This window comes from Phreatobacter sp. AB_2022a, from assembly GCF_026847585.1.
Taxonomy (GTDB): domain Bacteria; phylum Pseudomonadota; class Alphaproteobacteria; order Rhizobiales; family Phreatobacteraceae; genus Phreatobacter.
In genome coordinates this window covers 73,800-98,199 of record NZ_JAPSET010000025.1, presented here as the reverse complement: position 1 = coordinate 98,199, position 24,400 = coordinate 73,800, and the positions used below count along the sequence as shown (strand labels likewise).

The following is a 24,400-nucleotide window of genomic DNA, read 5'->3' as shown; positions in this document are numbered from 1 at the left end:
CGGGTCAGATCGTGCCGGTCTCCGGCGGCAGGGCAGGCCTGGCCTCGACGATCATGCGGCCGAACTCGACGAAGTCGCGCTTGCGGGGCGAGCTCGACCGCCAGGCAAGGCCCAGCACCCGGTGCGGCTCGGGATCGGCGAAGCGCATCAGCTTCAGCGCCCCGTAGCGCGCCTCGACGTCGACGCAGATCTCCGGCAGCAGGGTGAGGCCGAGCCCGTTCGCCACCATCTGCACCAGGGTCGACAGGCTCGACGCGCCGAACGTGTCGATGTTCTCGATCCTGCGCAGGTTGCAGAAGGTCAGCGCCTGGTCGCGCAGGCAGTGTCCCTCCTCGAGCAGCAGCAGACGGTCGTCCTTCAGGAGATCCGGCGTCGCCTGGACCCGGCCGTGCAGTTCGCGCGAGGCGGGCAGGGCGAGCAGGAAGCGGTCATCGAACAGGCGGATCGTCTCGATGTCGGCGTGGTCGACCGGCAGCGCCGCCAGCATCAGATCGAGGCTGCCCTCCACCAGCTCGGCGGTGAGCTGGCGCGTCTGGGTCTCGCGGATATGCACATCGAGCTCGGGAAACGCGTCGCGCAGCAGCGGCAGGAAACGCGGCAGGATGTAGGGCGCGATCGAGGGAATGACGCCGAAATGCAGCGTACCGGTGAGCCGGCCGGCGCGCTGGTGGGCATAGTCGCGCAGATCGCGCAGGTCGGCGAGGATGCGCTGGGCCCGGCGCGCGATCTCGCGGCCGTCCTCGGTGAGCTGGATGCCGTTGCGCCGGCGCTCGACGAGCTGAAGCTTCAGCTCGCGCTCCAGCTCCTGGAGCTGCATGGAAAGGGCCGGCTGGGTCACGGCGCAATGATCGGCGGCCCGGCCGAAATGTTTGTGACGGGCCACCGCATCGAAATAGCGGAGTTGCTTGAAGGAAATCATATCGATCAGATTTTCTTATCGAGAGGCCAGGTTAATCCGATTGGCCTTGATCGACAAGGCCCGCCTAGAACGGTTCCGCTTCTCAGCCAGGAACCGTCACATGCCCGACAAACCGACCCTGACCACCTCAGCCGGCGCGCCGATCTCCGACAACCAGAATTCGCTGAGCGCGGGTCCGCGTGGACCCCTGCTGATGCAGGACTATCAGCTGATCGAAAAACTCGCGCACCAGAACCGCGAGCGGATCCCCGAGCGGGTCGTGCACGCCAAGGGCTGGGGCGCCTACGGCACGCTGACGATCACGCAGGACATCAGCCGCTACAGCCGGGCGAAGCTGTTCGCCAGGGTTGGCGGCAAGACCGATCTGCTGCTGCGCTTCTCCACCGTCGCCGGCGAGCTCGGCGCGGCCGATGCCGAACGCGACGTGCGCGGCTTCGCCGTCAAGTTCTACACCGAGGAGGGCAACTGGGACCTCGTCGGCAACAACACGCCGGTGTTCTTCGTGCGCGACCCGCTGAAATTCCCCGACTTCATCCACACCCAGAAGCGCCACCCCCGCACCAACCTGCGCTCGCCGACCGCCATGTGGGATTTCTGGTCGCTGTCGCCGGAAAGCCTGCACCAGGTGACCATCCTGATGTCGGACCGCGGCTTGCCGGTCGCGCCGATGTTCATGAACGGCTACGGCTCGCATACCTATGCGATGATCAATGCCGCGAACGAGCGGTTCTGGGTGAAATTCCATTTCAAGACCCGTCAGGGCCACAAGTTCCACACCAATGCCGAGGCGGCCGGCGTCATCGGCCGCTCGCGCGAGAGCTACCAGGAGGCCCTGTTCGGCGCGATCGAGCGCGGCGAGTTTCCGCGCTGGACGCTGTGCATCCAGGTCATGCCGGAGGCCGATGCCGACAGGACGCCCTACAATCCCTTCGACCTGACCAAGGTCTGGCCGCATGCGGACTATCCGCTGATCGAGGTCGGCGAGTTGGAGCTGAACCGCAATCCGGCCAACTATTTCGCCGAGGTCGAGCAGGCCGCCTTCTCGCCGTCCAACATCGTGCCCGGCATCGGCTTCTCGCCCGACAAGATGCTGCAGGCGCGGATCTTCTCCTATGCCGACGCCCATCGCTATCGGCTCGGCACACATTACGAGGCGCTGCCGGTGAATGCGCCGCGCTGCCCGGTGCACCACTATCACAAGGACGGCGCGATGCGGTTCTTCCGCAACGATACCGGCAACCCCGATGCCTATTACGAGCCGAATTCGGTGAACGGCCCGGCCGAGGCGCTCGACTATCGCGAGCCGCCGCTCGGGATCTCGGGCGATGCCGACCGCTTCGACCACCGGACGGGCAATGACGACTACACCCAGCCGGGCAACCTGTTCCGCCTGATGACGCCGGCCGAGCGCAACCGGCTGATGGACAACATTGCCGAGGCCATGCAGGGCGTGCCGGTCGAGATCGTCAGGCGCCAGGTCGGCCACTTCTTCCGCTGCGATCCCGACTACGGCATCGGGGTCGCCACCCGCATGGGCCTGTCGGTCTCCGACCTGCCCGGAGCCGAGGCCGCCGAATGACGCGGCGGTCTCACGTCAACCCCGTCCCGCCAAGGAGCATGCCATGACCACTGCCCATGCCACCAACCGTTCCGACGCGGTGAGCGAATTCCTCACCGATGCGCGCATCGACGCGCTCAACAGCGCGCTCGCCGATCGCGGCATCGGCGCCGACCGGATCATCTCGATCCTGCCGGTGGCCGGCCGCACGCTGATCGACGCGGCGCCGGAGCAGTTCCGGGTGCTCTACCGCCTCGGCTGAGCGACCGGGGACGGCGCGGCCCTTGACGCGCGCGCCGTCCTCGGCCACCCAGCGGTCATGTTCGAGACCCAGCTCACCGAATGTGCCCGCAAGGTCGAGGCCGTCCTCGACGACCTGCTCACCGAAGCCGCGCGGCCCGGCGAGATCGCAAGGCCCGTGCTTCTCGCCGCCGCCATGCGCCACGGCGTCCTTGCCGGCGGCAAGCGCCTGCGGCCCTTCCTCGTCCGCGAGACGGCGCGGCTGTTCGGCGTGCCGGAGGCGCGCGCCCTGCTCGCCGGGGCGGCGCTGGAGCTCGTCCATTGCTATTCGCTCGTCCATGACGACCTGCCGGCGATGGACGACGACGATCTGCGCCGCGGCCAGCCGACCGTGCACCGGGCCTTCGACGAGGCGACGGCGATCCTCGCCGGCGACGCGCTGCAGACGCTCGCCTTCGAGGTGCTGGCGGGCGAGGCGGTGCATCCCGACCCGCGTGTCCGGGCCGAGCTCGTGCTGCTGCTCGCCCGGGCGAGCGGCCTCGGCGGCATGGCCGGTGGCCAGATGCTCGACCTCGAGGCCGAAGGCCGCTTTGCCGGCGGCGTCCCGCTTGCCCTGCCCGAAGCGGCTATCCGCCGCCTGCAGGCGATGAAGACCGGTGCGCTCATCCGCTTCGCCTGCACGGCCGGCGCGGTGCTTGGCGAAGCCGGCGCCGACCGGCGCGCGGCGCTCGAAGCCTATGGTGCGACCATCGGTCTCGCCTTCCAGATCGCCGACGACCTGATCGATCTCGAAGGCGATGCGGCTAGCGCGGGCAAGGCGACCGGCAAGGATGCCGGCCGGGGCAAGGGCACGCTCGTCTCGCTGCACGGCGCGGCCTGGGCCCGGGCCGAGCTGGACCGGCTCGTCGCGGAAGCCTCCGGGCATCTCGCGCCCTTCGGCGCTGGCGCAGACCTGCTCGCAGAGACGGCGCGGTTCATCGCCTTCCGCAAAGCGTAAGGCGGCAGCGGCCATCCGCTTGACAAAATCCGGCCCGGGCCGGAAGGATCAGGATAAATCCTGATTACAGGATAAGACAGAAAGAGGGTCTGATGAGGCGGTTGTGGGGGCTCGCGCTGGGCGCGGCTGTTCTGTTCGGGCTGGCCATGCCGGCAGAGGCGCAGAAACGCGCCAATACGGTGCGCTTCGGTTACGACCAGGTGCCCGAAAATGTCGATCCCTACTACAACAGCGTCCGTATCGGCGTGATCCTTGGCCAGCAGGTCTGGGACACGCTGATCTATCGGGATCCGAAGACCAACGAATATCGCGGCCAGCTCGCCACCGCCTGGCGCTGGATCGACGAGCGCACGCTGGAGCTCGATCTGCGCCAGGGCGTCAAGTTCCACAACGGCGAGGAATTCGACGCCGACGACGTGGTGTTCACGCTGAACTACGTGTCCGATCCGGCCAACAAGTCGGTCACCCAGCAGAATGTCAGCTGGATCCAGCGGGTCGAGAAGATCGACAAGTACAAGGTGCGGATTGTCACGCGCCGGCCGTTCCCCGCGGCGATCGAATATCTCGCCGGGCCGATCGTCATCCATCCCAACGACTATTATGCCCAGGTCGGGCCGCGCGGCATGAACGAGCGGCCGATCGGCTCCGGTCCCTACCGGGTGGTCGAGCACCAGCTCGGCAAGCAGATCACGCTCCGGCGCAATCCCGACTATTTCCGCGACAGCCCGAAGCCGCAACCGACGATCGAGACGATCGTGGTGCGCTTCATTCCGGACCGGCAGACCCAGGTCGCCGAAATGCTGGCCGGCGGCCTCGACTTCATCATGAACATCGCGCCCGACCAGGCGGCGCAGATGCGCGCCGTGCCGACGCTGCAGATCGTCTCCGGCGAGACCATGCGCATCGCCTTCCTGCAGATGGCGACCTCCGAGCAGTCGCCGACGCCGGCGCTGCGCGACGTCAGGGTGCGCCGCGCGATCAACCATGCGATCGACCGCCAGACCATGGCGACCCAGCTCGTCGGGCCCGGCTCGCGGGTGCTCAACGCCATCTGCTTCCGCACCCAGTTCGGCTGCGACGATTCGGGTGCCACGCAGTACCCCTACGACCCCGCCAAGGCGCGCCAGCTGCTCGCCGAAGCCGGTTTCCCGAACGGTTTCGAGCTCGACCTGCACTCCTATCGCGAGCGCAACCAGGCCGAGGCGATGATCAACTATCTCCGGGCGGTCGGCATCCGGGCGACGCTGCGCTTCGGCCAGTATGCGACCTTTCGCGAGCAGAACCGGGCGAACCGCGCCTCGCTCGCCCACCAGACCTGGGGCTCGTTCTCGGTCAACGACACCTCGGCCTCGACCTCGGTCTTCTACAAGGGCGTCGACGACGATGTGACGCGCGATCCCGAACTGATCTCGCTCCTGTCGCGCGCCGACACCGTGACCGATCCGGACCAGCGCAAGGCGGCCTACCGGGCAGCGCTCGCGCGGATTTCCGAGCAGGCCTATTCCGTGCCGCTCTATTCGCTGGTCACCTTCTATGCGACGGCCAAGGACCTGGAGTTCACGCCCTATCCGGACGAGCTGCCGCGGTTCTGGGAAATGCGCTGGAAATGACCGGAGGGCGGCTGCCGCGCGCAGCCGCGTCGACCGGTTGATGCAATAGGCATGCACCTGGAACGGGCAACTGTTCCAGGTGCTGCGTTTCGAGCGGCCCCGAACGGCGTGGGTCGCGCCAAGCCAGGACGATCGGGGAGACATGCTGATCTACACGCTGAAGCGGCTGGGCCTCGCCGCGCTGGTCGCCTTCGCGGTCTCGGCGCTGGCCTTCCTCCTGCTGCGCCTGTCGGGCGATGTTGCGCTGGCGCTGGCCGGCGAGGGCGCGCGCGCCGAAGACATCGCGATGATCCGCCAGCAATATGGCCTCGATCGGCCGTTGCTCCTGCAATATCTCGAATGGCTCGGCCGCACGCTGACCGGCGATTTCGGCCAGTCGCTCTATTTCAAGTCGCCGGTGATCAATCTGATCGGCGAGAAGTTCGGCACCACCATGATCCTGGCGCTCCTGTCGATCGGCTTTGCGCTCGCCGTGTCGATCCCGCTCGGCGTGATGGCGGCGATCTGGCAGAATTCCTGGATCGACCGGCTGTGCCTCGCCATCGCGGTGGTCGGCCAGGCGCTGCCCAACTTCTTCTTCGCCCTGTGCCTCATCATGGTCTTCGCCATCGGCCTGCGCTGGCTGCCGGTCTCGGGCGCCGACGGCTGGGAATATTTCGTGCTGCCGACGATTGCGCTCGGCTACTACGTGACCCCGCCCTTCATGCGGCTCATTCGCGCCGGCATGATCGACGTGCTCGGCTCCGACTATGTCCGCACCGCCCGCGCCAAGGGCCTGCCGGCCTCCACCGTCGTGATCAAGCACGCCCTGCGCAACGCGCTGGTGCCGGTCGTCGCGCTGACCGCGGTGCAGATGGGCTTCCTGCTCGGCGGCTCGATCGTGGTCGAGACGGTGTTCGCGCTCGACGGCCTCGGCTACCTCGCCTACCAGGCGATCAGCCAGAAGGACTTTCCGGTCATCCAGGCGGTGCTGATGCTGCTGTCGGTCGGCTATGTCGGCCTGACGCTCGCCGCCGACCTCGTCAATGCCTGGCTCGATCCGCGTATCAGGGTGGCGTGACATGACCGACGCAATCCACGCCGACGCTTTCGACGTCAAGGAGCCCTCGGCCGCGCTCAGGCTGTGGCGCCGCATCCGCGGCCACAAGGGCCTGATGTTCGGCTCGGGTCTCTTCCTCGTCATCGTGCTGGTCGCTCTGACCGCGCCCTTCGTCGCCCCGCACGACCCCTATGCCCAGGACCTGATGAACCGGCTGGTGCCGCCGATCTGGTACGAGCGCGGCACTTGGGTCCATCCGCTCGGCACCGACAATCTCGGCCGCGACTATCTCTCGCGCCTGCTCTACGGCGCGCAGATCTCGCTGCTGATCGGTTTCGCCGTCATGCTGATCTCGGGCACGATTGGCACCGCGCTCGGCCTCTCCGCCGGCTATTTCGGCGGCCGCATCGACATGGCGATCACCTTTCTCGTCACCACCCGCCTGGCGCTGCCGGTCGTGCTGGTGGCACTCGCCGTCGTCTCGATGGTCGGCGGCACGCTCGGCATCGTCATCGCCGTGCTCGGTTTCCTGAAATGGGATCGCTTCGCCGTGGTCATGCGCTCGGCCACCCAGCAGGTGCGTTCGCTCGACTATGTCGCCGCGGCGGAGGCCGCGGGCGCGTCGAAGGCGCGCATCATCTTCGGCGAGATCCTGCCCAATGTCGCGCCCCAACTCATCGTGGTCGCCACCGTCGAGGCGGCGAGCGCGATCCTCTTGGAGGCTGCCCTGTCGTTCCTCGGGCTCGGCGTGCAGCCACCGCTGCCGTCCTGGGGCCTGATGATTTCCGAGGCCAAGAATTTCATGTTCTTCTCGTTCTGGCTGATCGCCATTCCCGGCAGCGCCCTGGCGCTGCTGGTGCTCGCCATCAACATGATGGGCGACGGCCTGCGCGACGTGACCGCGCCGGAGGGCCGCTCGTGACCGCGGTTCTCGACGTCCAGGATCTCAAGGTCGACCTCGCGGTCGCCGCCGGCACGCTGCATGCGGTGCGCGGCGTCTCCTTCGCCATCAACCGGGGCGAGACGCTCTGCCTCGTCGGCGAGAGCGGCTGCGGCAAATCGATGACCGCGCTGTCGGTGATGGACCTCCTGCCGCCGCGCGCGACCCGCTCGGCGAGCCGGCTGTCGCTCGGCGGCGAGGACCTGATCGCCGGCGGGCCGAAACGCTGGAACGCGCTGCGCGGCGACCGGATGGGCATGATCTTCCAGGAGCCGATGACCGCGCTCAACCCGGCCTATACGATCGGCGACCAGCTGATGGAGCATCATCGCCTGCACAAGGGCTCGACCGCTGCCGCCGCGCGCGAGCGGGCGGTGTTCCTGCTCGACAAGGTCGGCATCGCCAATGCCGGCCAGCGGCTCGGCCAGTATCCGCACCAACTCTCCGGGGGGCTGCGCCAGCGCGTGATGATCGCCATGGCGCTGATGTGCGGGCCGGACCTGATCGTCGCGGACGAGCCGACGACGGCGCTCGACGTGACCATCCAGGCGCAGATCCTCAGGCTGCTCATGGAGCTGCAGAAGGAGCTCGGCATCGCCCTGCTGCTCATCACCCACGATCTCGGCGTGGTCGCGCGCATGGCCCATCGGGTGGCCGTCATGTATGCCGGCGAGATCGTCGAGACCGGCACGGCGGCCGAGGTGTTCAACGCGCCGAAGCATCCCTATACGCTTGGACTGATGGATTGCATCCCGGTGCCCGGGCGGACGCTGCCGGGCGACCGGCTCGGCTCCATTCCGGGCGTCGTACCCTCGCTCGTCGGGGACATAACCGGGTGCGCCTTCCGCACCCGTTGCAAGCTCGCCGATACCGGCTGCGCGGCGGCGATCCCGTCCCACCGGGACGGCGGCCATGTCTGGTCCTGCCTGAAGGTTGCGGCATGACGACGCTCCTGACCATTTCCAACGTCTCGCGCACCTTCAAGGTCGCCCAGGGCCTGTTCGCGGCGAAGAAGACCCTGCACGCGGTCAACGGCGTCGACCTGACCGTCGAGAAGGGCGAGGTTCTCGGCATTGTCGGCGAGAGCGGCTGCGGCAAGTCGACGCTCGCCAAGATGGTGCTTGGCCTGCTGCCGGCTTCGACCGGCGAGATCCGGCTCGAGGGCACGGATATGCGCAGCCTCGACCGCAAGGCGGTGGCGCGACGCATCCAGCCGGTGTTCCAGGACCCCTATTCCTCGCTCAACCCGCGCAAGACGATCAGCGCCATCGTCGCCTTTCCGCTGGCCGTTCACGGGGTCGGCAGCGCCGAGGAGCGGCGCGAGAAGGCGATCGCCATTCTCGACAAGGTGGGCCTGCCGAAACGTTTCGCCGACCGCTATCCGAACCAGCTCTCCGGCGGCCAGCGCCAGCGCGTGGCGATCGCCCGCGCGCTGGTCATGGAACCGGAGCTGGTGGTGTGCGACGAGCCGACCTCGGCGCTCGACGTTTCCGTGCAGTCGCAGATCCTCAATCTGCTGATGGATCTCAGGCGCGACCTCGGGCTGACCTATGTCTTCATCTCGCACAATCTCGCCGTCGTCGAACATATCGCGACGCGGGTGGCGGTGATGTATCTCGGCCGGGTGGTCGAGCTCAGCGAGACCGCGACGCTGTTCCGCGCGCCGCGCCATCCCTATAGCCGGGCGCTGCTGCAATCGGTGCTGACGCCCGAGCCGGGCGGCGGCATTCCGGAAACCGGACTCGGGCTCGCCTTTCCCGATCCGCTCAATCCGCCGCCCGGCTGCGCCTTCAATCCGCGCTGCCCCGAGGCCTTCGCCGCCTGCCGGAGCATTGCACCGCGCAATGTCGGCGACGGCGGCGGGCTCGTTGCCTGCCACCTGCACGACCCGGAACGGACGAAGGCCGCCGCAGCCTGACGGCGGCGGCGCGCCCGGGCCTCAGCCCTTGGCGCGGCGGCGGGCGAATTCCTCGTCGATCCGCCGGAGCTCCTCGGCGGGAGCGTCCAGGAGCGGCTGGATGAGCGTGTCCCAGGCGCTCAGCTGATGGGCGAGCAGCGAATCCTTGCCTTCGTCCGCGACCTGCTTGGCAAGGTAGTAGGCAGCCGAATCCTCGGGGAAACGACCCGCGGCAATATGCTCCCGGAGCCGCCGCGACAGCTCCTCACGATCCGTGCCGGTCATGATGGCCTCCTGTCGATCATCAACAACGGCAGGGCAGGGGCCAAGGTTCCCTCGCGCCGCCGGTCTCGAATGCGCCAGGCGTCCTGGGCGGCACGGGGCGGCTCGGCTAGTCTCCCGGTTCCGATCCGGTCCTTTTCACCAGACAATCCCCCAAGCCCGAGTTGCCGATGACCCGCGCCGCCGCCATTTCCGCCGCCGAGAAGACCTTCGACGACGGCCGCCTGAAAGCGATCTTCGCCCGCCGGATCGCCATTCCGACCGAGAGCCAGAATCCCGATCGCGGGCCCGACCTGGCGCGTTACCTGACCGAGGAAATGCAGCCGTGCCTGGAAGCGCTCGGCTTCACCTGCACGATCCTGACCCATCCGAAGGCCAAGGCGCCGTTCCTGCTCGCCGAACGCATCGAGGACCCGGCGCTCGTCACCGTGCTCGGCTATGGCCATGGCGACGTGATCCGCGGCCTCGAAGGCCAGTGGAAGGACGGGCGCGATCCCTGGACGCTCGACGATACCGGCACGCGCTGGTACGGCCGCGGCGTCGTCGACAACAAGGGCCAGCACACGATCAATATCGAGGCGCTGCGCTGCGTGCTGGAGACGCGCGGCAAGCTCGGCTTCAACGTGCGCTATCTCATCGAAATGGGCGAGGAGGTCGGCTCGGCCGGCCTGCACGACCTCGCCCGCGACCACGCCGGGCTGTTCAAGGCCGACATCCTCATCGCCTCCGACGGCCCGCGGCTCGTCGCCGAGCGGCCGACGCTCTATCTCGGCTCGCGCGGTGGCGCCTCCATCGATCTCTCGATCAACGCCCGCGAGGGCGGCCACCATTCCGGCAACTGGGGGGGCCTTCTGTCCAATCCAGCGATCCGGCTCGCCCACGCCATCGCCACCATCGTCGGCCCGAAGGGCGAGGTGCGCGTCCACGAACTGCTGCCGAAGGAAATGCCGGCCTCGGTGAAGCGGGCGCTCGCCGACGTCGAGCCGGTGAGCGGCCCCGGCGATCCCGAGATCGAACCGTGGTGGGGCGAGCCCGGCTTCAGCGCTGCCGAGAAGCTCTATGGCTGGAACACCTTCGAGGTGCTGGCCTTCGGCTCCGGCAATGCCGACAAGCCGGTCAATGCGGTGCCGCCCTCGGCGATCGCCCGCTGCCAGATCCGCTTCGTCGTCGGCTCGGATCCGGCCGGCTTCATCCCGGCGATCCGCCGCCATCTCGACCACCACGGCTTTTCCGATGTCGTGGTCGCGCCCTCGCGCGATGCGATGTTCCATGCGACTCGCACCGACCCCGATCATCCCTGGGTGCGCTGGGCGGCGGCCTCCGTCGAGCAGACGACCGGCATCAAGCCGGCCGTGCTGCCCAATGCCGGCGGCTCGCTGCCGAACGACGTCTTCGCCGACATTCTGGGCATGCCGACCATCTGGGTGCCGCATTCCTACCCTGGCTGCTCGCAGCACGCGCCGAACGAGCATGTGCCGGTCGCGCTGCTGCGGCAGGCCATGGCCATGATGGCCGGCCTTTACTGGGACCTCGGCGAGGGCACCCATCCCAAGGTCGCCCGATGAGCGAGGGAAAGGGGGCGGGACCGGTCGACGTCGCCGTCGTCGGCGGCGGCATGGTCGGCATGGCGTCCGCCCTTGCCTGTCTCGAACGGGGCCTCAGCGTCGCCGTCATCGATCCCGGCGCGATCCGGGACGCCGCGAGCTACGGCAATGCCGGCGTCATCTCACGCGGCTCGCTGTTTCCCATGGCGGCGCCGGGTCTCACCGCCCGGCTGCCGTCCTACGCGTTCAACCGCAACCCGGCGATCCGGATCGACTACGGCTCGCTCCTTGCCGTCGCACCCTGGCTCCTCGCCTTCCTGCGCCGCTGCAACCTCGCCGCCTTTCGCGAGGCCGCCGCGGCGCTCGACCCGCTCTGCGCGGCCTCCTACGACGAGCACTGGCGGGTTGCCGGCGAGGTCGGCGCGCGCGACCTCATCGCCCGGCGGGGCTGGCTGAAGCTCTACCGGAGCGAGGCGGCCTTTGCCGCATCGGCGCTGGAGCGCGAGATCCTCGATCACTATCGCGTCGAGACCACGGTCATCGACGGCCCGGAACTCAACCCGTTCGAACCGGCGCTGACGCGGCGCTTCGCCAAGGGCCTCTGGTTCAGCACGACCGGTTCGGTCAGCGACCCAGGCGGCCTGGTGCAGCGCTACGAAAAGGCGGTGGCGGCGCGCGGCGGCCGCATCCACGCTGCCCGCGTCACGGCGCTGAGCGCCAGCGACGCCGAAGCGGCGGTGACGCTCGAGGGCGGCGGCGCGATCGCGGCCGGGACGGTGGTGCTGGCCGCGGGCGCGGCCAGCGGAGCGCTGGCGCGCACGCTCGGCTATCGCCTGCCGCTCGCCGCCGAGCGCGGCTATCACCGGCATTTCGCCGATGCCGGCCAGCACAAGCTGTCGCGGCCGATCTACGATACCGGCGGTGGCTATGTCGTCTCGCCCATGGCTGCCGGCCTCAGGCTGCTCTCGGGCGTCGAGCTCGCCCGCCACGGCGCGCCGCCCAACCCCGCGCAGCTCGCCGCGGTCGAGCCGGAGGCGCGCGGCACCCTTGCCTTCGGCGATGCCCTGGAGCCCGCGCCCTGGGGCGGATCGCGGCCGTCGACGCCCGACGGCCTGCCGGTGATCGGCCGCGCGCCGCGGCACCGGCGCATCGTCTTCGCCTTCGGCCATGGCCATATCGGCCTGTCGACCGGCCCGATCACCGGGCGGCTGGTGGCGGAACTGATCGCCGGCGCCGCGCCGAGCGTGCCGGTCGCGCCGTTCGGAGCGGAGCGGCTGCTTCGGGGCTGATCACGTCCGGCGGCCGCGTGGGGCAAGAGCGCATCGCAGATCCTTGCATCGAGCATTGCCGTGGTTTGCGTCTCGCTCCGCTCGCCCCCCAGCCATGCGGAATGCTCAGAATGGCATCGGGCATGCTTTTGAAGCGATGAGCTGGATGCGCATCCGGAACTGCCGCGAGCGAAGGCGAGCCTTGAAGCATGGCTTGCTTTCGCGCCGGGCGGATCATCCCGAACCAGCCCTGCGCCGGAGGCACGCCCCCGCTCAGCATGCCGCCGCCGCGCGTGCCTGCTGGCGCAGGTGCAGGTCGAGCACCTTGCGGTTGGCGGCGTCGAGCGCCTCGAAATGGCCGATGATCGTGCCGTCGCGCTCGAGGGCCGGCTGGCTGACCGCGGCATGGACGAGCAGGACGATCGACTGGTGCAGCGACGTCGCGCAGAGGCGGATGTGATCGGGATGCGCCTCCGGGCGGTGATCCCGCAGGATGGCCGCGAGGTCGTCGACCATGGTGCCGATATTGGCGTCGAAACGGGCCGCGCTCGGGACGCCGCCGCAGACGTCGATCAGATTGAGATGCAGCATCGGCTTGTCGCGATGATCGCGCAGGCAGGCGACGAAGATCGCCCGCAGCCGCTCGGACACGTCGTGGCCGCCTGATGCGAGGCGCGCGCCATGCACCAGCGCGGCGCTCTCCTCGAGGTGCCGCCGGAGGAGGCTGCGGGCGATGGCCTCCTTGTCGTCGAAATATTGATAAAGCGAGCCGATGCCGACGCCGGCGACTTCGGCAATCCGGTTGGTGGTCGTCTCGGCGAGCGGCGCAGTGTTCAGAACGCGAGCGGCGCCTTCCAGGATGAAGTCGACCATCTGCCGGGAACGCGCTTGCTGCGGGACTTTCCTGAGCATGGGGCTCCCCCGGCGTGGCGGCGGAAAACGCGAGTTGCGCGACCTTCCGGCATGCCCGGACACTGCGGCCGTCAAGCAGCAGAACCGGGGAGCGCCGCCGCGTCACCCGGATGGTGACACCCCGCCGCCCCCCTGACAACCGGACGAGCCCGCATGACCACTGTTCCATCCGCCCGCCGTGTCGAGACCGGCATTGCCGGCATGATCTTCGAACGCGATGTCGAGGTCACCATGTCCGACGGCCTCGGCCTCCGGCTCAACATCTACCGTCCCGACAGGCCCGGCCGCTTTCCGGTGGTGATGCTGCACGGTCCCTATGGCAAGGATACGCGCGATGCGGATGCGCCGGCCTACCAGGAGGCCTGGACAAAGCTCCTGGCCAAACATCCCGACCTCGGCAAGGCTTCGTCATGCCGCTTCATCCGCTGGGAGGCGCCCGATCCTGAACGCTGGGTCCCGGCAGGCTATATCGTGATCCATGCGGACAGCCGTGGCAGCAATGCGTCGCCCGGCTTCCTCGACCCGTTCGCGCCCCGGCACACGGAGGATTACGCCACGCTGATCACCTGGGCCTCGCGCCAGTTCTGGAGCAACGGCAAGGTCGGCCTGCTCGGCATTTCCTATTACGCGATCAACCAGTGGCAGGTGGCCGCGCGCCAGCCCGAAGGCCTGGCGGCGATCATTCCTTGGGAGGGCGCCTTCGATCATTACCGGGACATCAGCCATCACGGCGGCATTCCCAGCACCGAATTCCTGAAGCTCTGGTTCGCGCGCCAGCTGATTCCCAATCAGCACGGCAACGGCGAGACGCCTTATACCGATGCGCTGTCGGGCGAGACGACGACAGGTCCGGCCCTGTCCACGGCGCTCCTGGCGGCGAACCGGAACGCGCCGGCCGATACCTATCGCTCGCGCCCCTTCGACGGCGCCTATTTCGGCGAACGCACGCCGGACGGCAGCCGGATCCAGGTGCCGCTCCTGTCGGTCGGCAATTGGGGCGGCCACGGCCTGCACGGCCGCGGCAATATCGAGGGCTATCTTGCGGCCGGCAGCACGGCGAAATGGCTGCGTATCCATACCGGCGACCATCATGCGCCGTTCTATGCCGAGGAGGCGCTCGCGTTGCAGATGCGTTTCTTCGACCGCTTTCTCAAAGGCGAAGACAATGGCTGGGACGACGAGCCGCCGCTCAATCTGGCCATCCGTGGTCCGCATGGACTGGCCTGGCGCGCCGAGAGCCAATGGCCGCTGAAGGGCACGCAGTGGCGGCCCTATCATCTCGACGCGGCGAGCGGCGGCATGGCCGCGGGCGGACCGGCGGCACCGGCGGAGGCGTCCTACGAGGCGCTGGGTGAGGGGCTGACCTTCACGACGGCGCCGTTCACCGCGGAAGCGGAATTCACCGGGCCGGTGAAACTCAGGCTCTGGGTGAAGTCATCGACGGCCGACATGGACATTTTCGCGACGCTGCGGCTCATCGACCCCGAGGGGCGCGACGTCATGTTCGACGGCGCGACCGAGCCGCAGGCGCCGGTCTCGCAAGGGTGGCTGCGCGTGTCGCACCGGATGCTGGACGGCGAGCGTTCCACCGAGGCGCGGCCCTATCATCCGCATCGGACGATCGAACCGATCAGGCCGGGGCAGCTCTACGAGGTCGATGTCGAGATCTGGGCGACCAGCATCGTGGTGCCGCCGGGCTATCGCCTGGCCCTGACCGTCGCGGGCAGGGACTTCGCATGGCCCGGTGCGAGCGGCCTCACCAAGGGGTCCGGCCCGTTTCTGCACCTCGACAGGGACCCCGCGCTCTATGCGGGGACCAACACGATCGCGACCGGCGAAGGGCAGGCCTCCTACCTGCTCCTGCCGCTGATCCCGAAAAACCGGTGACCGACGGGCCGGCCGCCGCGGCGGCGCGCAGCGCGGCGATGCCGGACCGCGCCTCGCGGCGCGCCGCGTCCGCCGATGGTTGGCCCGACAGGCGCCGCGCCTTACTGCGCCGGCTTGCCGTCGGGTCCGAAGGTGCGCAGATAGGCGATGAGATCGGTGATCTGCTGGTCGTTGCGCAGGCCGGCAAAGACCATGCGCGTGCCCGGCGTCACGCCGCGCGGGTCGCGGATATAGGTGGTGAAGTTTTCCGGGCTCCACACCTTGGAGGTGATTTCCGGACGCTTGTAGGCGTCGGAATAGTTGTAGCCCGGGGCGGTGCCGGCGGTGCGGCCGAACAGGCCGTTCAGCTGCGGGCCGACGCCGTTGCGGGCGTTCTCGCCGACCTGGTGGCAGGCGCGGCACTGCGCGAAGACCCGCTGGCCGGCGGCTGCGTCCTGGGCCGAGGCGAGCTGCGGCGCCGCAAGGAGAGCGGAAAAGGCGGCAAGGGCGATCAGGTTGCGCATGGCGTTCCTCTGGGCATGTCCGGCGCTGCGCCGGCCCGGGGACCGGCGCATCACTCTATACCCATTCTAGCCAGCGCGGGCGGCGGCGGACAATTCACATGTCGTCGCGGCGGCCCTTCGGCCTCAGCTCAGCTCACCGCCTCGCGCGCCTTCTCGAAACGCTTGCGCTCGTTCGGGTCGAGATGGGTCTTGCGCAGGCGGATCGATTTCGGCGTCACCTCGACCAGCTCGTCGTCCTGGATCCAGGCGAGCGCCTTTTCCAGGGTCATGCGGATCGGCGGCGTCAGGCGCACCGCCTCGTCCTTCGACGTCGTGCGGATATTGGTGAGCTTCTTGCCCTTCAGCACGTTCACTTCGAGATCGTTGTCGCGGTTGTGGATGCCGATGATCATGCCGCGATAGACGCGCACGCCGGGATCGATGACCATCGGGCCGCGATCCTCGAGGTTCCACATGGCATAGGCGACCGCCTCGCCGATATCGTTGGAGATCAGCACGCCGTTGACCCGGCCGGCGATCTCGCCGCGATAGGGCCCGTAGGAGTGGAACAGCCGGTTCATGATCGCCGTGCCGCGCGTGTCGGTCATCAGCTCGCCCTGATAGCCGATCAGGCCGCGGGTGGGCGCCAGGAAGACGAGCCGCAGGCGGTTGCCGCCGGACGGCCGCATCTCGGTCATCTCGGCCTTGCGCTCGCTCATCTTCTGAACGACGACGCCGGAATGCTCCTCGTCGACGTCGATCAGCACCTCCTCGATCGGCTCCAGGGTGGAGCCGTCCTCGGCCTTCTGGAACACGACGCGCGGCCGCGACACGGCGAGCTCGAAGCCCTCGCGGCGCATGGTCTCGATCAGGATGGCAAGCTGCAGTTCGCCGCGGCCGGAGACGTAGAAGGAATCCTTCTCCGCGCTTTCTTCGATCCTGAGCGTCACATTGCCCTCGGCCTCCTTCAGGAGGCGGTCGCGGATCATCCGGCTCGTCACCTTGTCGCCCTCGGTGCCGGCGAGCGGCGAGTCGTTGACGATGAAGCTCATGGTGACGGTCGGCGGATCGATCGGCTGGGCCTGGATCGGGGTGTCGACCTCGGGGGCGCAGAACGTGTCTGCGACCGAGCCCTTGGAGAGGCCGGCAATGGCGACGATGTCGCCGGCGACGCCTTCCTCGATCGGCTGACGCTCGATGCCGCGGAAGGCGAGAATCTTCGAGACGCGCCCGGTCTCGACCACGCTGCCGTCGCGGGCCAGCACCTTGATGCTCTGGTTCGGCTTGACCGAGCCGGAGGAGATGCGGCCGGTGATCATGCGGCCGAGGAAGGGATTGGCTTCCAGCAGCGTGCCGAGCATGCGGAACGGGCCGGGCTCGACCTTGGCCGGCGGCACGTGCTTCAGGACCAGGTCGAACAGCGGCGCGAGGCCTCCGTCGATCGGGCCTTCCGGCTTCTCGGCCATCCAGCCCTCGCGGCCCGAGCCGTAGAGGATCGGAAAGTCGAGCTGCTCGTCGGTCGCATCCAGCGCCGCGAACAGGTCGAAGACCTCGTTGATGACCTCGACGTGGCGGGCGTCGGGTCTGTCGATCTTGTTGATCGCGACGATCGGCCTCAGGCCGATCTTGAGCGCCTTGCCGACCACGAACTTGGTCTGCGGCATCGGACCCTCGGCGGCGTCGACCAGCACGATGGCGCCGTCGACCATCGACAGGATGCGCTCCACCTCGCCGCCGAAATCGGCGTGGCCGGGCGTGTCGACGATGTTGATCCGCGTGTCCTTCCAGACGACCGAGGTCGCCTTGGCGAGGATGGTGATGCCGCGTTCCTTTTCCAGGTCGTTGGAATCCATGACGCGCTCGGCCACCCGCTGGTTCTCGCGGAACGAGCCCGATTGCTGGAGCAATTTGTCGACCAACGTGGTCTTGCCATGGTCGACGTGAGCGATGATGGCGATATTGCGCATGTTCATGGGTCGGCGTCCGTCGCGGAAAGCGAAAAAAGCGGGCCCCCGTCCGCCGTGAGCCCGCATGCCTTGCTGCGGTGCACATATAGGAGCCACGCGCCCTGCGCAACGGCGGTGACGCAACAGCGCGCGCATCGGCGACCGGGGCGCGCCCCTCGCAGGGCGGCCGCGGAGCCTCGCGCGGCGCATTCTGCGGCGGCCCTCGCGTTTTGCAAGACGTCTTGCATTCTGCAACTGCCATTCCGCGAGAGCCGCAGCCGGGCAGCCGGCACGCCATCGACATGTTGGGGGCGCTCTCGCGAAAGAGCCCAAGATGTGGGCCGGCACGACCATGCGGCCAATTGGCACCGGTCGTGCAGAAGAGACGGCGGACCGGCTTCTGGTATTGCGTCGCCGGTCCTCTGGCCAGGATGGGAGGGGACCGCAATCTGCGACCCCTTGAAAGCGGTCTCCTCCCCTCCACTTCGCCCCCCGCCGCACCTCATCCTCCGGACTGGCACCAGGCTTGCGGCCGTCGCCGCATCCAGCGGTTTTTCACTGTTGCTCCAGTGAGTTGGGTTGACGTGGCGCGTCATCTCGAGGGGTGACGCAAGGTCAATTTTTCTGTTGGTCAATGCGACAAGCTGTGGCAGCATCTGCCCGGTTCTAATCGCTTCGGAGTTCAGCCGGGGCGGTGTGGGGAGTGCACGATGACCGATGCCACCAACGACAAGCCGATGGTCCAGGATGCCGAGACGCCGGAAGCCGGCGCGGCCGGCAAGCCGGTGAACCGCAGGCTGTTCCTGTTCAAGTCGGCGCTCGGCGCCGCGACGCTGGCGACGGTCGGTACCGTGGTCGCTCCGGCCCCCGCCGAGGCGCAGCGCGTGCGCGTCACCGACAACGATCCCTATGACGCCGAGGGCCGCGGCCGTGGCCGCTATGTCCGCCGGCGCGGCACGGACAACGATCCCTACGACGCCGAGGGACGCGGCCGGGTCAGGGTCTATCGCCGCCGCGGCGTTCGCATCACCGACAACGATCCGCGCGATCCGCGCGGTGGCGGCCGCGGCTGGTAAGCCGGGCCTGACCTGCGGCGCGGAATCGAGCGGCCGCGCCGCCATCCCGCCGTCGACCCGAGGGAAAACCGGGCCTGCCCACGCCGAGCGGGATGGAAGAGAGACTGCCGCCGCCGGCACCGCGGCGACGGCTGCATTGGAGACATGGACATGACCCTGGCCGCGGAAGCCTTCGCGCTCGCCTTCGGAGACCTGTCGGTCGAAGACGGATTGAAGATGCGCGAGGCCGCGGTCATGCGGCACTTCCCGGCGGTCGACCGGGCGCGCTTCGCCCGGCTCCTGTCGGTCGCCGATCTCGACGCCTTCCTGAAGACCGATGCGGCCCAGGCGCCCCGGGTCACCATGGCCGACAGCGGCCGCACCGGCTCGGCCGGCGTGCCCGACGAGCTCTTCACCTTCTCCGACGGCAAGGTCGATCCATCACGGCTGTTTCCGCTGTTCGACGGCGGTGCGACGCTGGTCGTCTCGCAGTTCCACGAATTCCATCCGCCGCTCGCCCGCTTCTGCCGCGGGCTCGAGCAGATCTTCCTGCATGCGGTGCAGGCCAATATCTATCTGACGCCGCCCGGCGCTCAGGGGTTCCGCACGCATTACGACACGCATGACGTGCTGGTGCTGCAGGTGGCGGGCGAAAAGCGCTGGCGTGTCTGGGGCGATGCGGTCATGCCCCATGCCACCCGTCGGACACCGTGGGATTCGAAGATCCACCCGGTCGATCCCGAGGGCGGCCGCGAGGTGGTGCTGCGGGCCGGCGACGTGCTGTTCGTGCCGCGCGGGGTCTTGCACGACGCCTCGGTCCAAGGTGGCGGCGAACCCTCGCTGCATGCGACGATCGGCCTCCTGGAGCCGAGCTGGGCCGACGCGCTGCGTGCGGCCATCGATCAGATGGAAGCGCGCGAGCCCTCCTTGCGCGAGTCGTTCCGCACCTGGCGGCTCAATGACGACGCGGCGCGCCTCGCCTTGCCGGCGGCCGCGGCCGAGCGCCTGGCGCGGGTCGCGACCGAAACGAGCCTCGACCTCGTCGCCATGCAGTTCCTGCAGCAGCTCGCGACCGACCGCATGCCGATGTCGGGCCGCGGCCTGATCGCTCCGGCACCCGGTGCGGACGACCGCCTCGTCCTGGCGGAAACGGTGCATCACTATGTAGTGCCGGACGGTGGCGGCGCGGAATTGCGCTGGGCGGGCGAGGCCATCCGGCTCAGTGGCGACGAGCTCGACTGGCTGATGAGGCTGCAGGACGGCGCGAGCCCGAACATGCTGGGTGGCGGTCCGGCGCTCGCCTTCTGCCGCAAGCTCGTCGCGCTCGGCATTCTGGTGCGCGACCGCACGGCCTAGCGCCGCCGCTTCCCGGTTCTCGTTCTGGCTGGTGCGTGATCGCGGACACGGTCTGCGTCTCGCCGCGCTTCGCCAGCCCGACACGCCCCGATGCCGCGCAGACCGGCAGGCGGAGCGCGGCTGCCTCGTTCGGCGTGCCGTGGCCATCGGCTTTTTGCGACCGACACAACCCTTCGATGCAGCTGGTCCGCAGTTCGCGCCTTGCGCGGGCGGCCCATAAGTGTATCTGCTTATGCTCTGACGCTTTCGAAAGCTTGGTGCAGGACAGACATGCCAACGGCCAGCCGCCCGACTATGGCCTCTTGCAGTCTGCGGGCGCTGCGCTTTCGTCATGGACGACGCGGTCGAGGGCCGGCGCAGGCGCGGGCCATGTGGCCGATCGCCGCGCCGAGGCCCCGAACGGCGTTGTTAACGGTTTGATATTAAGAATGAATCGTCCTCCTTCTGCAAAATTGCCGATTCCGAGCTAGATCACCGTGATGCTGGTCCCGATCGACGAGACGAACATGGAGCGCGCGCATGCCCTGCTTGCGCGCGGCTTCCCGTCTCGCCAGCCGGCCTTCTGGGTCGAAGGACTGAAGCGGCAGGCGGAACACCACGCCCGGCGCGACGGCGGGGCGATCGGGCAACTCCTTCGTGTCGGCGGCGACGATGTCGGGGTGATCCTGACCATGCGCAGCTGGCGGGCCGATGCGGCCGGCGGTCGGCGCAAGATCGTCAACCTGTCGAGCTGGTATGTCGAGGAGGCCCATCGCTGGCTCGCGCCGCGCATGCTGAAATCGGTGCTGAGCGAACCCGACGCGATCCATACGGATCTGACTCCCAGCGAAAACGTCGAGCAGCTGAACGGCCGCCTCGGCCTGATGCCCTGGAACGACGGTGTGCTGCTGGTGGTGCTGCCGGCGGTGGCCTGGAGGCGTGACGAGAGGCCGGCCGAGGTGGTCGGGCTCGACGCGGTACCGCGCGGACAGCTGCCGGCGACGACCTGGACCATGCTCGAGGACCATCAGGCGCTGGGCTGCATTTGCATCGCGCTCCGGCGGGGCGAGGCCTATCGGCCGCTGATCTTCACCCGGACCCGCCGCAAGGGACTGCCCACCGCCCGGCTCATCTATGCGGACAGCAAGGGGGAACTCGCCGGCGCGATCGCCGCGGTGTCGCGGTTCCTCCTGGCGCACGCTATCCTCATGCTGGAAGTGCCGGCCCGGCGCGACGAGCGTCTTCCCGCGGCCTGGTTCAGCGAAGGCATGCGGCCGACTTTCGCGCGGGGCGCGATCGATCCCGACAGCGTCGACCACGCCTATTCCGAACTGGTTCTGTTGCAATACTGATCAATTTCCATGCGAGCCCGATGACCATGCCCGAGACCGATGCGGCCGATGCCAAGGCGATCATTCGCGAATTCCTGCTGCAGCGCTTTCCCGGCCTGGGGGCACGCCCCTTCGACGATCAGAGCTCGATCCTGACCGGCGGCGCGGTCGATTCGCTCGGCGTGCTCGATCTCATGGGCTTCATCGAGGAGCGGTTCGGCATCGAGATCTCGGATCAGGATTTCGATCCGGCCAATTTCGAAACGGTGGACCAGCTCGCCCGTTTCGTCGAGCAAGCGCGGCGGTGATGGCCTCGCCCTATCTCACCCATCACCTGCTTGCGACCGGCACATCCGGCGGCGACGCGGCAGTCGCGCTGATCGACGGCGAGCGGTCGATGTCCCATGGCGCGCTGCGCCGGCAGGTGGCGCACGCCGCCGGCGTCCTCGGCGGCCTCGGCCTCGGGCGCGGCGACCGGGTGGCGATCGTGCTGCCGAAATCGATCGAGGAATGCTGGGCGATCTTCGCGGTCAGCGCGGCCGGCGGCGTGTTCGTCCCCGTCAACAGCCTGCTCCAGCCAGCGCAGATCCGCCATATCGTCGCCGATTGCGGCGCCCGCATCGTGCTGACCAGCGCGGCGCTGGCCGAGCGGGTCGGCGAGGCGCTTGCCGGGTTCGAGGTGGCGATCCATCGCGTCGACGATGCGCGCTGGCAGCCCGCGGGCGAACCGGACGGGGTGCGCGATGCCGCCATCGGCGAGGATCTCGCGGCCATTCTCTACACGTCCGGCTCCACCGGCCGGCCGAAGGGCGTGATGCTCAGTCATCGCAACCTGATCGCCGGCACGCGCATCGTCCGCACCTATCTCGGCATCACCGCCGCCGACCGGATCCTCTCGGTGCTGCCGTTCAGCTTCGACTACGGCCTCAATCAGCTCCTGACCGCCATGGAGCAGGGGGCGAGCCTCGTGCTGCTCACCTTCCGGTTCGGCGACGAGATCGTCGCCGCCATCCGCGACCACGGCGTCACCGGGCTTGCCGGCGTGCCGACCATCTGGGCGATCCTGACCCGGGCGACCCCGTCGCTCGCCCGCACGCCCCTGCCGAGCCTGCGCTACATCACCAATTCCGGCGGCGCGGTCCCCTCGCAGACCGTGCGGCTGCTCCGGAGTCGGCTGCCGGATACGCGCATCTTCCTGATGTACGGCCTCACCGAAGCCTTTCGTTCCACCTTCCTGCCGCCGGAGGAGATCGACCGGCGCCCGACCTCGATCGGACGGGCGATCCCCGAGACCGAGATCTTCGCCATCGATGCCGAGGGCCGGCGCACCAAGCCCGGCGAGCCGGGCATCCTGGTCCATCGCGGGCCGACCGTATCGCTCGGCTATTGGAACCGCCCCGACGACACGGCCGAAGTGCTCAAGCCGCACCCGTTCATTCCGAGCGCCCAGGGCGGCGAGACCGTCTGCTATTCCGGCGACCTCGTCTATGAGGACGAGGACGGCTTCTTCCACTTCGTCGGACGCCGCGACGCCATGATCAAATCGGCCGGCTACCGCATCAGCCCGACCGAGGTCGAGGAGGTGCTGATGGCGACCGGCGCCTTCGCCCAGGTCGCGGTCGTCGGCCTGCCGGACCCCTTCGCGGGCCAGAAGGTGCATGCGGTGGGGGTCGCGAAAGACGAGGCGGTCGATGCCGAGGCGGTGCTGCAGGCCGCGGCGCTGCAACTGCCGCCCTATATGGTGCCACGGGCGGTCGAATGGGTGAGCACGCTGCCGGTGACGCCGAACGGCAAGGTCGACTATCGCGGGCTCGTTGCGGAGCGCAGCCGTGACGGCGCCTGAGGCGGGAAACGGCGGGCCGAGCCAGGCCGAGCGGCTGGCGGCCGAGATCTTCAGCGTCGAGGCCGGCCATCTCCTGGTCGGCGGCGTGAGGCTTGCCGATATCGCGGCCCGGCATGGCACGCCGCTCTATGTCTATGACGCCGCCGTCATGCGCCGCAATCACGCGCGGCTGGCCAGGGCGCTCGCCGGCCTTGCCGACATTCACTATTCGATCAAGGCCAATCCGAATCCGGCGGTGGTGGCCGTGTTCCTCGCCGAAGGAGCGGGCGTGGAGATCGCCTCGCTGGGCGAATACCGGATCGCGCGCGCGGCGGGCGCTGCGCCGGGACGGATCCTGTTCGCAGGGCCGGGCAAGCGCCGCGCCGAGCTCGCCGCCGTCATGGCCGATGGCATCGGCGAGATCCACCTCGAGAGCTTCGAGGAAATCGCCCGGATCGAGGCGCTCGCCGGCGGCACAGCGGTGCCGGTGGCGATCCGCGTCAATCCGGTCGCCGAGGTGCAGGGCGGCGCCATGCGCATGGGCGGTCGTCCGGCGCCTTTCGGCTTCGACGAGGAGGATCTCGATGCGGTCGTCGACCGTGTCGCCGCGAGCTCCTGTCTGAAGCTCACCGGCGTCCACATGTTCGCCGGCACCCAGATTCTCGACGCCGACATGCTCGCCGCGCAATGGACGCACGGCCTCGCCGTGGCGCGCCGTGTCGCCGCCCGCATCGGCCGCCCGCTCGACACGATCGATCTCGGCGGTGGCCTCGGCATTCCCTATTTTGCCGGCGAAAAGCCGCTCGATCTCGATCGCCTGGCCAGCCACGTGCCGACGCTCAAGGCAGAGCAGGCGGCCGATCCGCTGATCCGTGCGGCGCGGATCGTGGTCGAGCCCGGGCGCTTCCTCGTCGGACCGGCGGGCGTCTATGTCGCCGGCGTGCTCGCCGCCAAGCGCTCGCGCGGTGCACGCTTCCTCGTCACCGACGGCGGCATGCACCACCACCTGGCCGCCTCCGGCAATCTCGGCCAGGTCATCAAGCGCGACTATCCGCTGCTCGCACCGGACCGTGTCGGCGCAGCCTCGGCCGGGCCGGCCAGTGTCGTCGGGCCGCTCTGCACGCCGCTCGACACGATCGCGCGCAAGGCCGAGCTCCCCGACCTCGACGAAGGCGACCTGGTCGCCGTGCTGCAGTCCGGGGCCTATGGCCTGACCGCGAGCCCGGTCCATTTCCTCGGCCACCCCGCGCCGAAGGAGGTGCTGGTCGACAATGGCACGGTGCGCCTCGTCGGCGGCGATACCTGACCGCGGGGCCATGCGGGGTGCGCGGCGCGA

22 protein-coding genes are annotated in these 24,400 nt (G+C 68.7%); 17 read left to right on the top strand and 5 right to left on the bottom strand.

Going from position 1 to position 24,400, the window contains the following annotated elements; all coding sequences use genetic code 11:
• Nucleotides 1-4: 4 nt before the first annotated feature.
• A complete protein-coding gene (locus OZ671_RS18720) occupies nt 5-919 on the bottom strand; it encodes a hydrogen peroxide-inducible genes activator (RefSeq protein ID WP_268862145.1) in 915 nt (304 codons plus the stop codon).
• A gap of 100 nt (nt 920-1,019) precedes the next feature.
• Here OZ671_RS18720 and OZ671_RS18715 point away from each other — a divergent pair, with 100 nt between their 5' ends.
• The 8 genes from OZ671_RS18715 to OZ671_RS18680 all read left to right on the top strand — a co-directional run bounded on the left by OZ671_RS18715 (nt 1,020) and on the right by OZ671_RS18680 (nt 9,221).
• Nucleotides 1,020-2,498 carry a catalase gene (locus tag OZ671_RS18715; protein ID WP_268862144.1) on the top strand — a complete coding sequence of 493 codons (1,479 nt, stop codon included), beginning with the start codon at nt 1,020-1,022 and terminating at the stop codon, nt 2,496-2,498.
• Between the two features lie 43 nt (nt 2,499-2,541).
• A complete protein-coding gene (locus OZ671_RS18710; protein WP_038302738.1) occupies nt 2,542-2,739 on the top strand; it encodes a hypothetical protein in 198 nt (65 codons plus the stop codon).
• A 57-nt stretch (nt 2,740-2,796) separates the two neighbouring features.
• Nucleotides 2,797-3,714 (top strand): polyprenyl synthetase family protein, encoded by a 918-nt coding sequence (locus OZ671_RS18705; RefSeq protein ID WP_268862143.1) that lies wholly within the window; start codon nt 2,797-2,799, stop codon nt 3,712-3,714.
• A gap of 92 nt (nt 3,715-3,806) precedes the next feature.
• Entirely contained in the window at nt 3,807-5,324 is a 1,518-nt protein-coding gene (locus OZ671_RS18700; RefSeq protein WP_268862142.1) for an ABC transporter substrate-binding protein, read from the top strand.
• 142 nt (nt 5,325-5,466) lie between these two features.
• Nucleotides 5,467-6,384 (top strand): ABC transporter permease, encoded by a 918-nt coding sequence (locus OZ671_RS18695; protein WP_038302734.1) that lies wholly within the window; start codon nt 5,467-5,469, stop codon nt 6,382-6,384.
• 1 nt (nt 6,385) lies between these two features.
• Nucleotides 6,386-7,285, top strand: coding sequence for an ABC transporter permease (locus OZ671_RS18690; protein ID WP_038302732.1), 900 nt, complete (start codon nt 6,386-6,388; stop codon nt 7,283-7,285).
• Complete coding sequence (locus OZ671_RS18685) at nt 7,282-8,247, top strand: ABC transporter ATP-binding protein (protein ID WP_268862141.1); 966 nt, start codon at nt 7,282-7,284, stop codon at nt 8,245-8,247. The genes OZ671_RS18690 and OZ671_RS18685 overlap by 4 nt, the downstream gene beginning before the upstream one ends.
• Entirely contained in the window at nt 8,244-9,221 is a 978-nt protein-coding gene (locus OZ671_RS18680) for an ABC transporter ATP-binding protein (protein WP_268862140.1), read from the top strand. The genes OZ671_RS18685 and OZ671_RS18680 overlap by 4 nt, the downstream gene beginning before the upstream one ends.
• A 21-nt stretch (nt 9,222-9,242) precedes the next feature.
• Here the strand turns inward: OZ671_RS18680 and OZ671_RS18675 are convergent, their stop codons facing one another.
• On the bottom strand, nt 9,243-9,485 hold the full coding sequence (locus OZ671_RS18675) for a hypothetical protein (RefSeq protein ID WP_038302726.1): 243 nt from the start codon (nt 9,483-9,485) through the stop codon (nt 9,243-9,245).
• 167 nt (nt 9,486-9,652) lie between these two features.
• Here OZ671_RS18675 and OZ671_RS18670 point away from each other — a divergent pair, with 167 nt between their 5' ends.
• On the top strand, nt 9,653-11,047 hold the full coding sequence (locus OZ671_RS18670) for a M20 family metallopeptidase (protein ID WP_268862139.1): 1,395 nt from the start codon (nt 9,653-9,655) through the stop codon (nt 11,045-11,047).
• Nucleotides 11,044-12,315, top strand: a complete 1,272-nt coding sequence (locus OZ671_RS18665; RefSeq protein ID WP_268862138.1) for an NAD(P)/FAD-dependent oxidoreductase — start codon at nt 11,044-11,046, stop codon at nt 12,313-12,315. Before OZ671_RS18670 ends, OZ671_RS18665 begins: the two co-directional genes overlap by 4 nt.
• A gap of 252 nt (nt 12,316-12,567) precedes the next feature.
• On the opposite strand, the gene OZ671_RS18660 is transcribed toward OZ671_RS18665, so the two are convergent.
• A complete protein-coding gene (locus OZ671_RS18660; protein WP_268862137.1) occupies nt 12,568-13,206 on the bottom strand; it encodes a TetR/AcrR family transcriptional regulator in 639 nt (212 codons plus the stop codon).
• Nucleotides 13,207-13,359: 153 nt separating this feature from the next.
• Here OZ671_RS18660 and OZ671_RS18655 point away from each other — a divergent pair, with 153 nt between their 5' ends.
• Complete coding sequence (locus OZ671_RS18655; RefSeq protein ID WP_268862136.1) at nt 13,360-15,093, top strand: CocE/NonD family hydrolase; 1,734 nt, start codon at nt 13,360-13,362, stop codon at nt 15,091-15,093.
• Nucleotides 15,094-15,194: 101 nt separating this feature from the next.
• Here OZ671_RS18655 and OZ671_RS18650 read toward each other — a convergent pair whose 3' ends face one another.
• Nucleotides 15,195-15,596, bottom strand: coding sequence for a c-type cytochrome (locus OZ671_RS18650; RefSeq protein WP_038302845.1), 402 nt, complete (start codon nt 15,594-15,596; stop codon nt 15,195-15,197).
• A gap of 128 nt (nt 15,597-15,724) precedes the next feature.
• Complete coding sequence (typA, locus tag OZ671_RS18645; RefSeq protein ID WP_268862135.1) at nt 15,725-17,548, bottom strand: translational GTPase TypA; 1,824 nt, start codon at nt 17,546-17,548, stop codon at nt 15,725-15,727.
• A 683-nt stretch (nt 17,549-18,231) separates the two neighbouring features.
• On the opposite strand from typA, the gene OZ671_RS18640 reads away from it, so the two are divergent.
• From OZ671_RS18640 to OZ671_RS18615, 6 genes are all read left to right on the top strand, one after another.
• Nucleotides 18,232-18,597: a hypothetical protein gene (locus tag OZ671_RS18640; protein ID WP_038302718.1), complete on the top strand. Its 366-nt coding sequence runs from the start codon at nt 18,232-18,234 to the stop codon at nt 18,595-18,597.
• A 150-nt stretch (nt 18,598-18,747) separates the two neighbouring features.
• Nucleotides 18,748-19,932 carry a cupin domain-containing protein gene (locus OZ671_RS18635; RefSeq protein ID WP_268862134.1) on the top strand — a complete coding sequence of 395 codons (1,185 nt, stop codon included), beginning with the start codon at nt 18,748-18,750 and terminating at the stop codon, nt 19,930-19,932.
• 479 nt (nt 19,933-20,411) lie between these two features.
• On the top strand, nt 20,412-21,263 hold the full coding sequence (locus OZ671_RS18630; RefSeq protein WP_268862133.1) for a hypothetical protein: 852 nt from the start codon (nt 20,412-20,414) through the stop codon (nt 21,261-21,263).
• A 26-nt stretch (nt 21,264-21,289) separates the two neighbouring features.
• Nucleotides 21,290-21,550, top strand: a complete 261-nt coding sequence (locus OZ671_RS18625) for an acyl carrier protein (protein WP_038302842.1) — start codon at nt 21,290-21,292, stop codon at nt 21,548-21,550.
• Nucleotides 21,550-23,085, top strand: a complete 1,536-nt coding sequence (locus OZ671_RS18620) for an AMP-binding protein (RefSeq protein WP_268862132.1) — start codon at nt 21,550-21,552, stop codon at nt 23,083-23,085. Before OZ671_RS18625 ends, OZ671_RS18620 begins: the two co-directional genes overlap by 1 nt.
• Nucleotides 23,072-24,370, top strand: a complete 1,299-nt coding sequence (locus OZ671_RS18615; RefSeq protein ID WP_268862131.1) for a type III PLP-dependent enzyme — start codon at nt 23,072-23,074, stop codon at nt 24,368-24,370. Before OZ671_RS18620 ends, OZ671_RS18615 begins: the two co-directional genes overlap by 14 nt.
• Nucleotides 24,371-24,400: the final 30 nt, after the last annotated feature.

Excerpts from the sequence above, each read along its gene's own strand:
- OZ671_RS18720 (WP_268862145.1), bottom strand. The coding sequence starts at position 919 with ATGATTTCCTTCAAGCAACTCCGCTATTTCGATGCGGTGGCCCGTCAC.
- OZ671_RS18715 (WP_268862144.1), top strand. The coding sequence starts at position 1,020 with ATGCCCGACAAACCGACCCTGACCACCTCAGCCGGCGCGCCGATCTCC.
- OZ671_RS18710 (WP_038302738.1), top strand. The coding sequence starts at position 2,542 with ATGACCACTGCCCATGCCACCAACCGTTCCGACGCGGTGAGCGAATTC.
- OZ671_RS18705 (WP_268862143.1), top strand. The coding sequence starts at position 2,797 with ATGTTCGAGACCCAGCTCACCGAATGTGCCCGCAAGGTCGAGGCCGTC.
- OZ671_RS18700 (WP_268862142.1), top strand. The coding sequence starts at position 3,807 with ATGAGGCGGTTGTGGGGGCTCGCGCTGGGCGCGGCTGTTCTGTTCGGG.
- OZ671_RS18695 (WP_038302734.1), top strand. The coding sequence starts at position 5,467 with ATGCTGATCTACACGCTGAAGCGGCTGGGCCTCGCCGCGCTGGTCGCC.
- OZ671_RS18690 (WP_038302732.1), top strand. The coding sequence starts at position 6,386 with ATGACCGACGCAATCCACGCCGACGCTTTCGACGTCAAGGAGCCCTCG.
- OZ671_RS18680 (WP_268862140.1), top strand. The coding sequence starts at position 8,244 with ATGACGACGCTCCTGACCATTTCCAACGTCTCGCGCACCTTCAAGGTC.
- OZ671_RS18675 (WP_038302726.1), bottom strand. The coding sequence starts at position 9,485 with ATGACCGGCACGGATCGTGAGGAGCTGTCGCGGCGGCTCCGGGAGCAT.
- OZ671_RS18670 (WP_268862139.1), top strand. The coding sequence starts at position 9,653 with ATGACCCGCGCCGCCGCCATTTCCGCCGCCGAGAAGACCTTCGACGAC.
- OZ671_RS18665 (WP_268862138.1), top strand. The coding sequence starts at position 11,044 with ATGAGCGAGGGAAAGGGGGCGGGACCGGTCGACGTCGCCGTCGTCGGC.
- OZ671_RS18660 (WP_268862137.1), bottom strand. The coding sequence starts at position 13,206 with ATGCTCAGGAAAGTCCCGCAGCAAGCGCGTTCCCGGCAGATGGTCGAC.
- OZ671_RS18655 (WP_268862136.1), top strand. The coding sequence starts at position 13,360 with ATGACCACTGTTCCATCCGCCCGCCGTGTCGAGACCGGCATTGCCGGC.
- OZ671_RS18650 (WP_038302845.1), bottom strand. The coding sequence starts at position 15,596 with ATGCGCAACCTGATCGCCCTTGCCGCCTTTTCCGCTCTCCTTGCGGCG.
- typA (WP_268862135.1), bottom strand. The coding sequence starts at position 17,548 with ATGAACATGCGCAATATCGCCATCATCGCTCACGTCGACCATGGCAAG.
- OZ671_RS18640 (WP_038302718.1), top strand. The coding sequence starts at position 18,232 with ATGACCGATGCCACCAACGACAAGCCGATGGTCCAGGATGCCGAGACG.
- OZ671_RS18635 (WP_268862134.1), top strand. The coding sequence starts at position 18,748 with ATGACCCTGGCCGCGGAAGCCTTCGCGCTCGCCTTCGGAGACCTGTCG.
- OZ671_RS18630 (WP_268862133.1), top strand. The coding sequence starts at position 20,412 with ATGCTGGTCCCGATCGACGAGACGAACATGGAGCGCGCGCATGCCCTG.
- OZ671_RS18625 (WP_038302842.1), top strand. The coding sequence starts at position 21,290 with ATGCCCGAGACCGATGCGGCCGATGCCAAGGCGATCATTCGCGAATTC.
- OZ671_RS18620 (WP_268862132.1), top strand. The coding sequence starts at position 21,550 with ATGGCCTCGCCCTATCTCACCCATCACCTGCTTGCGACCGGCACATCC.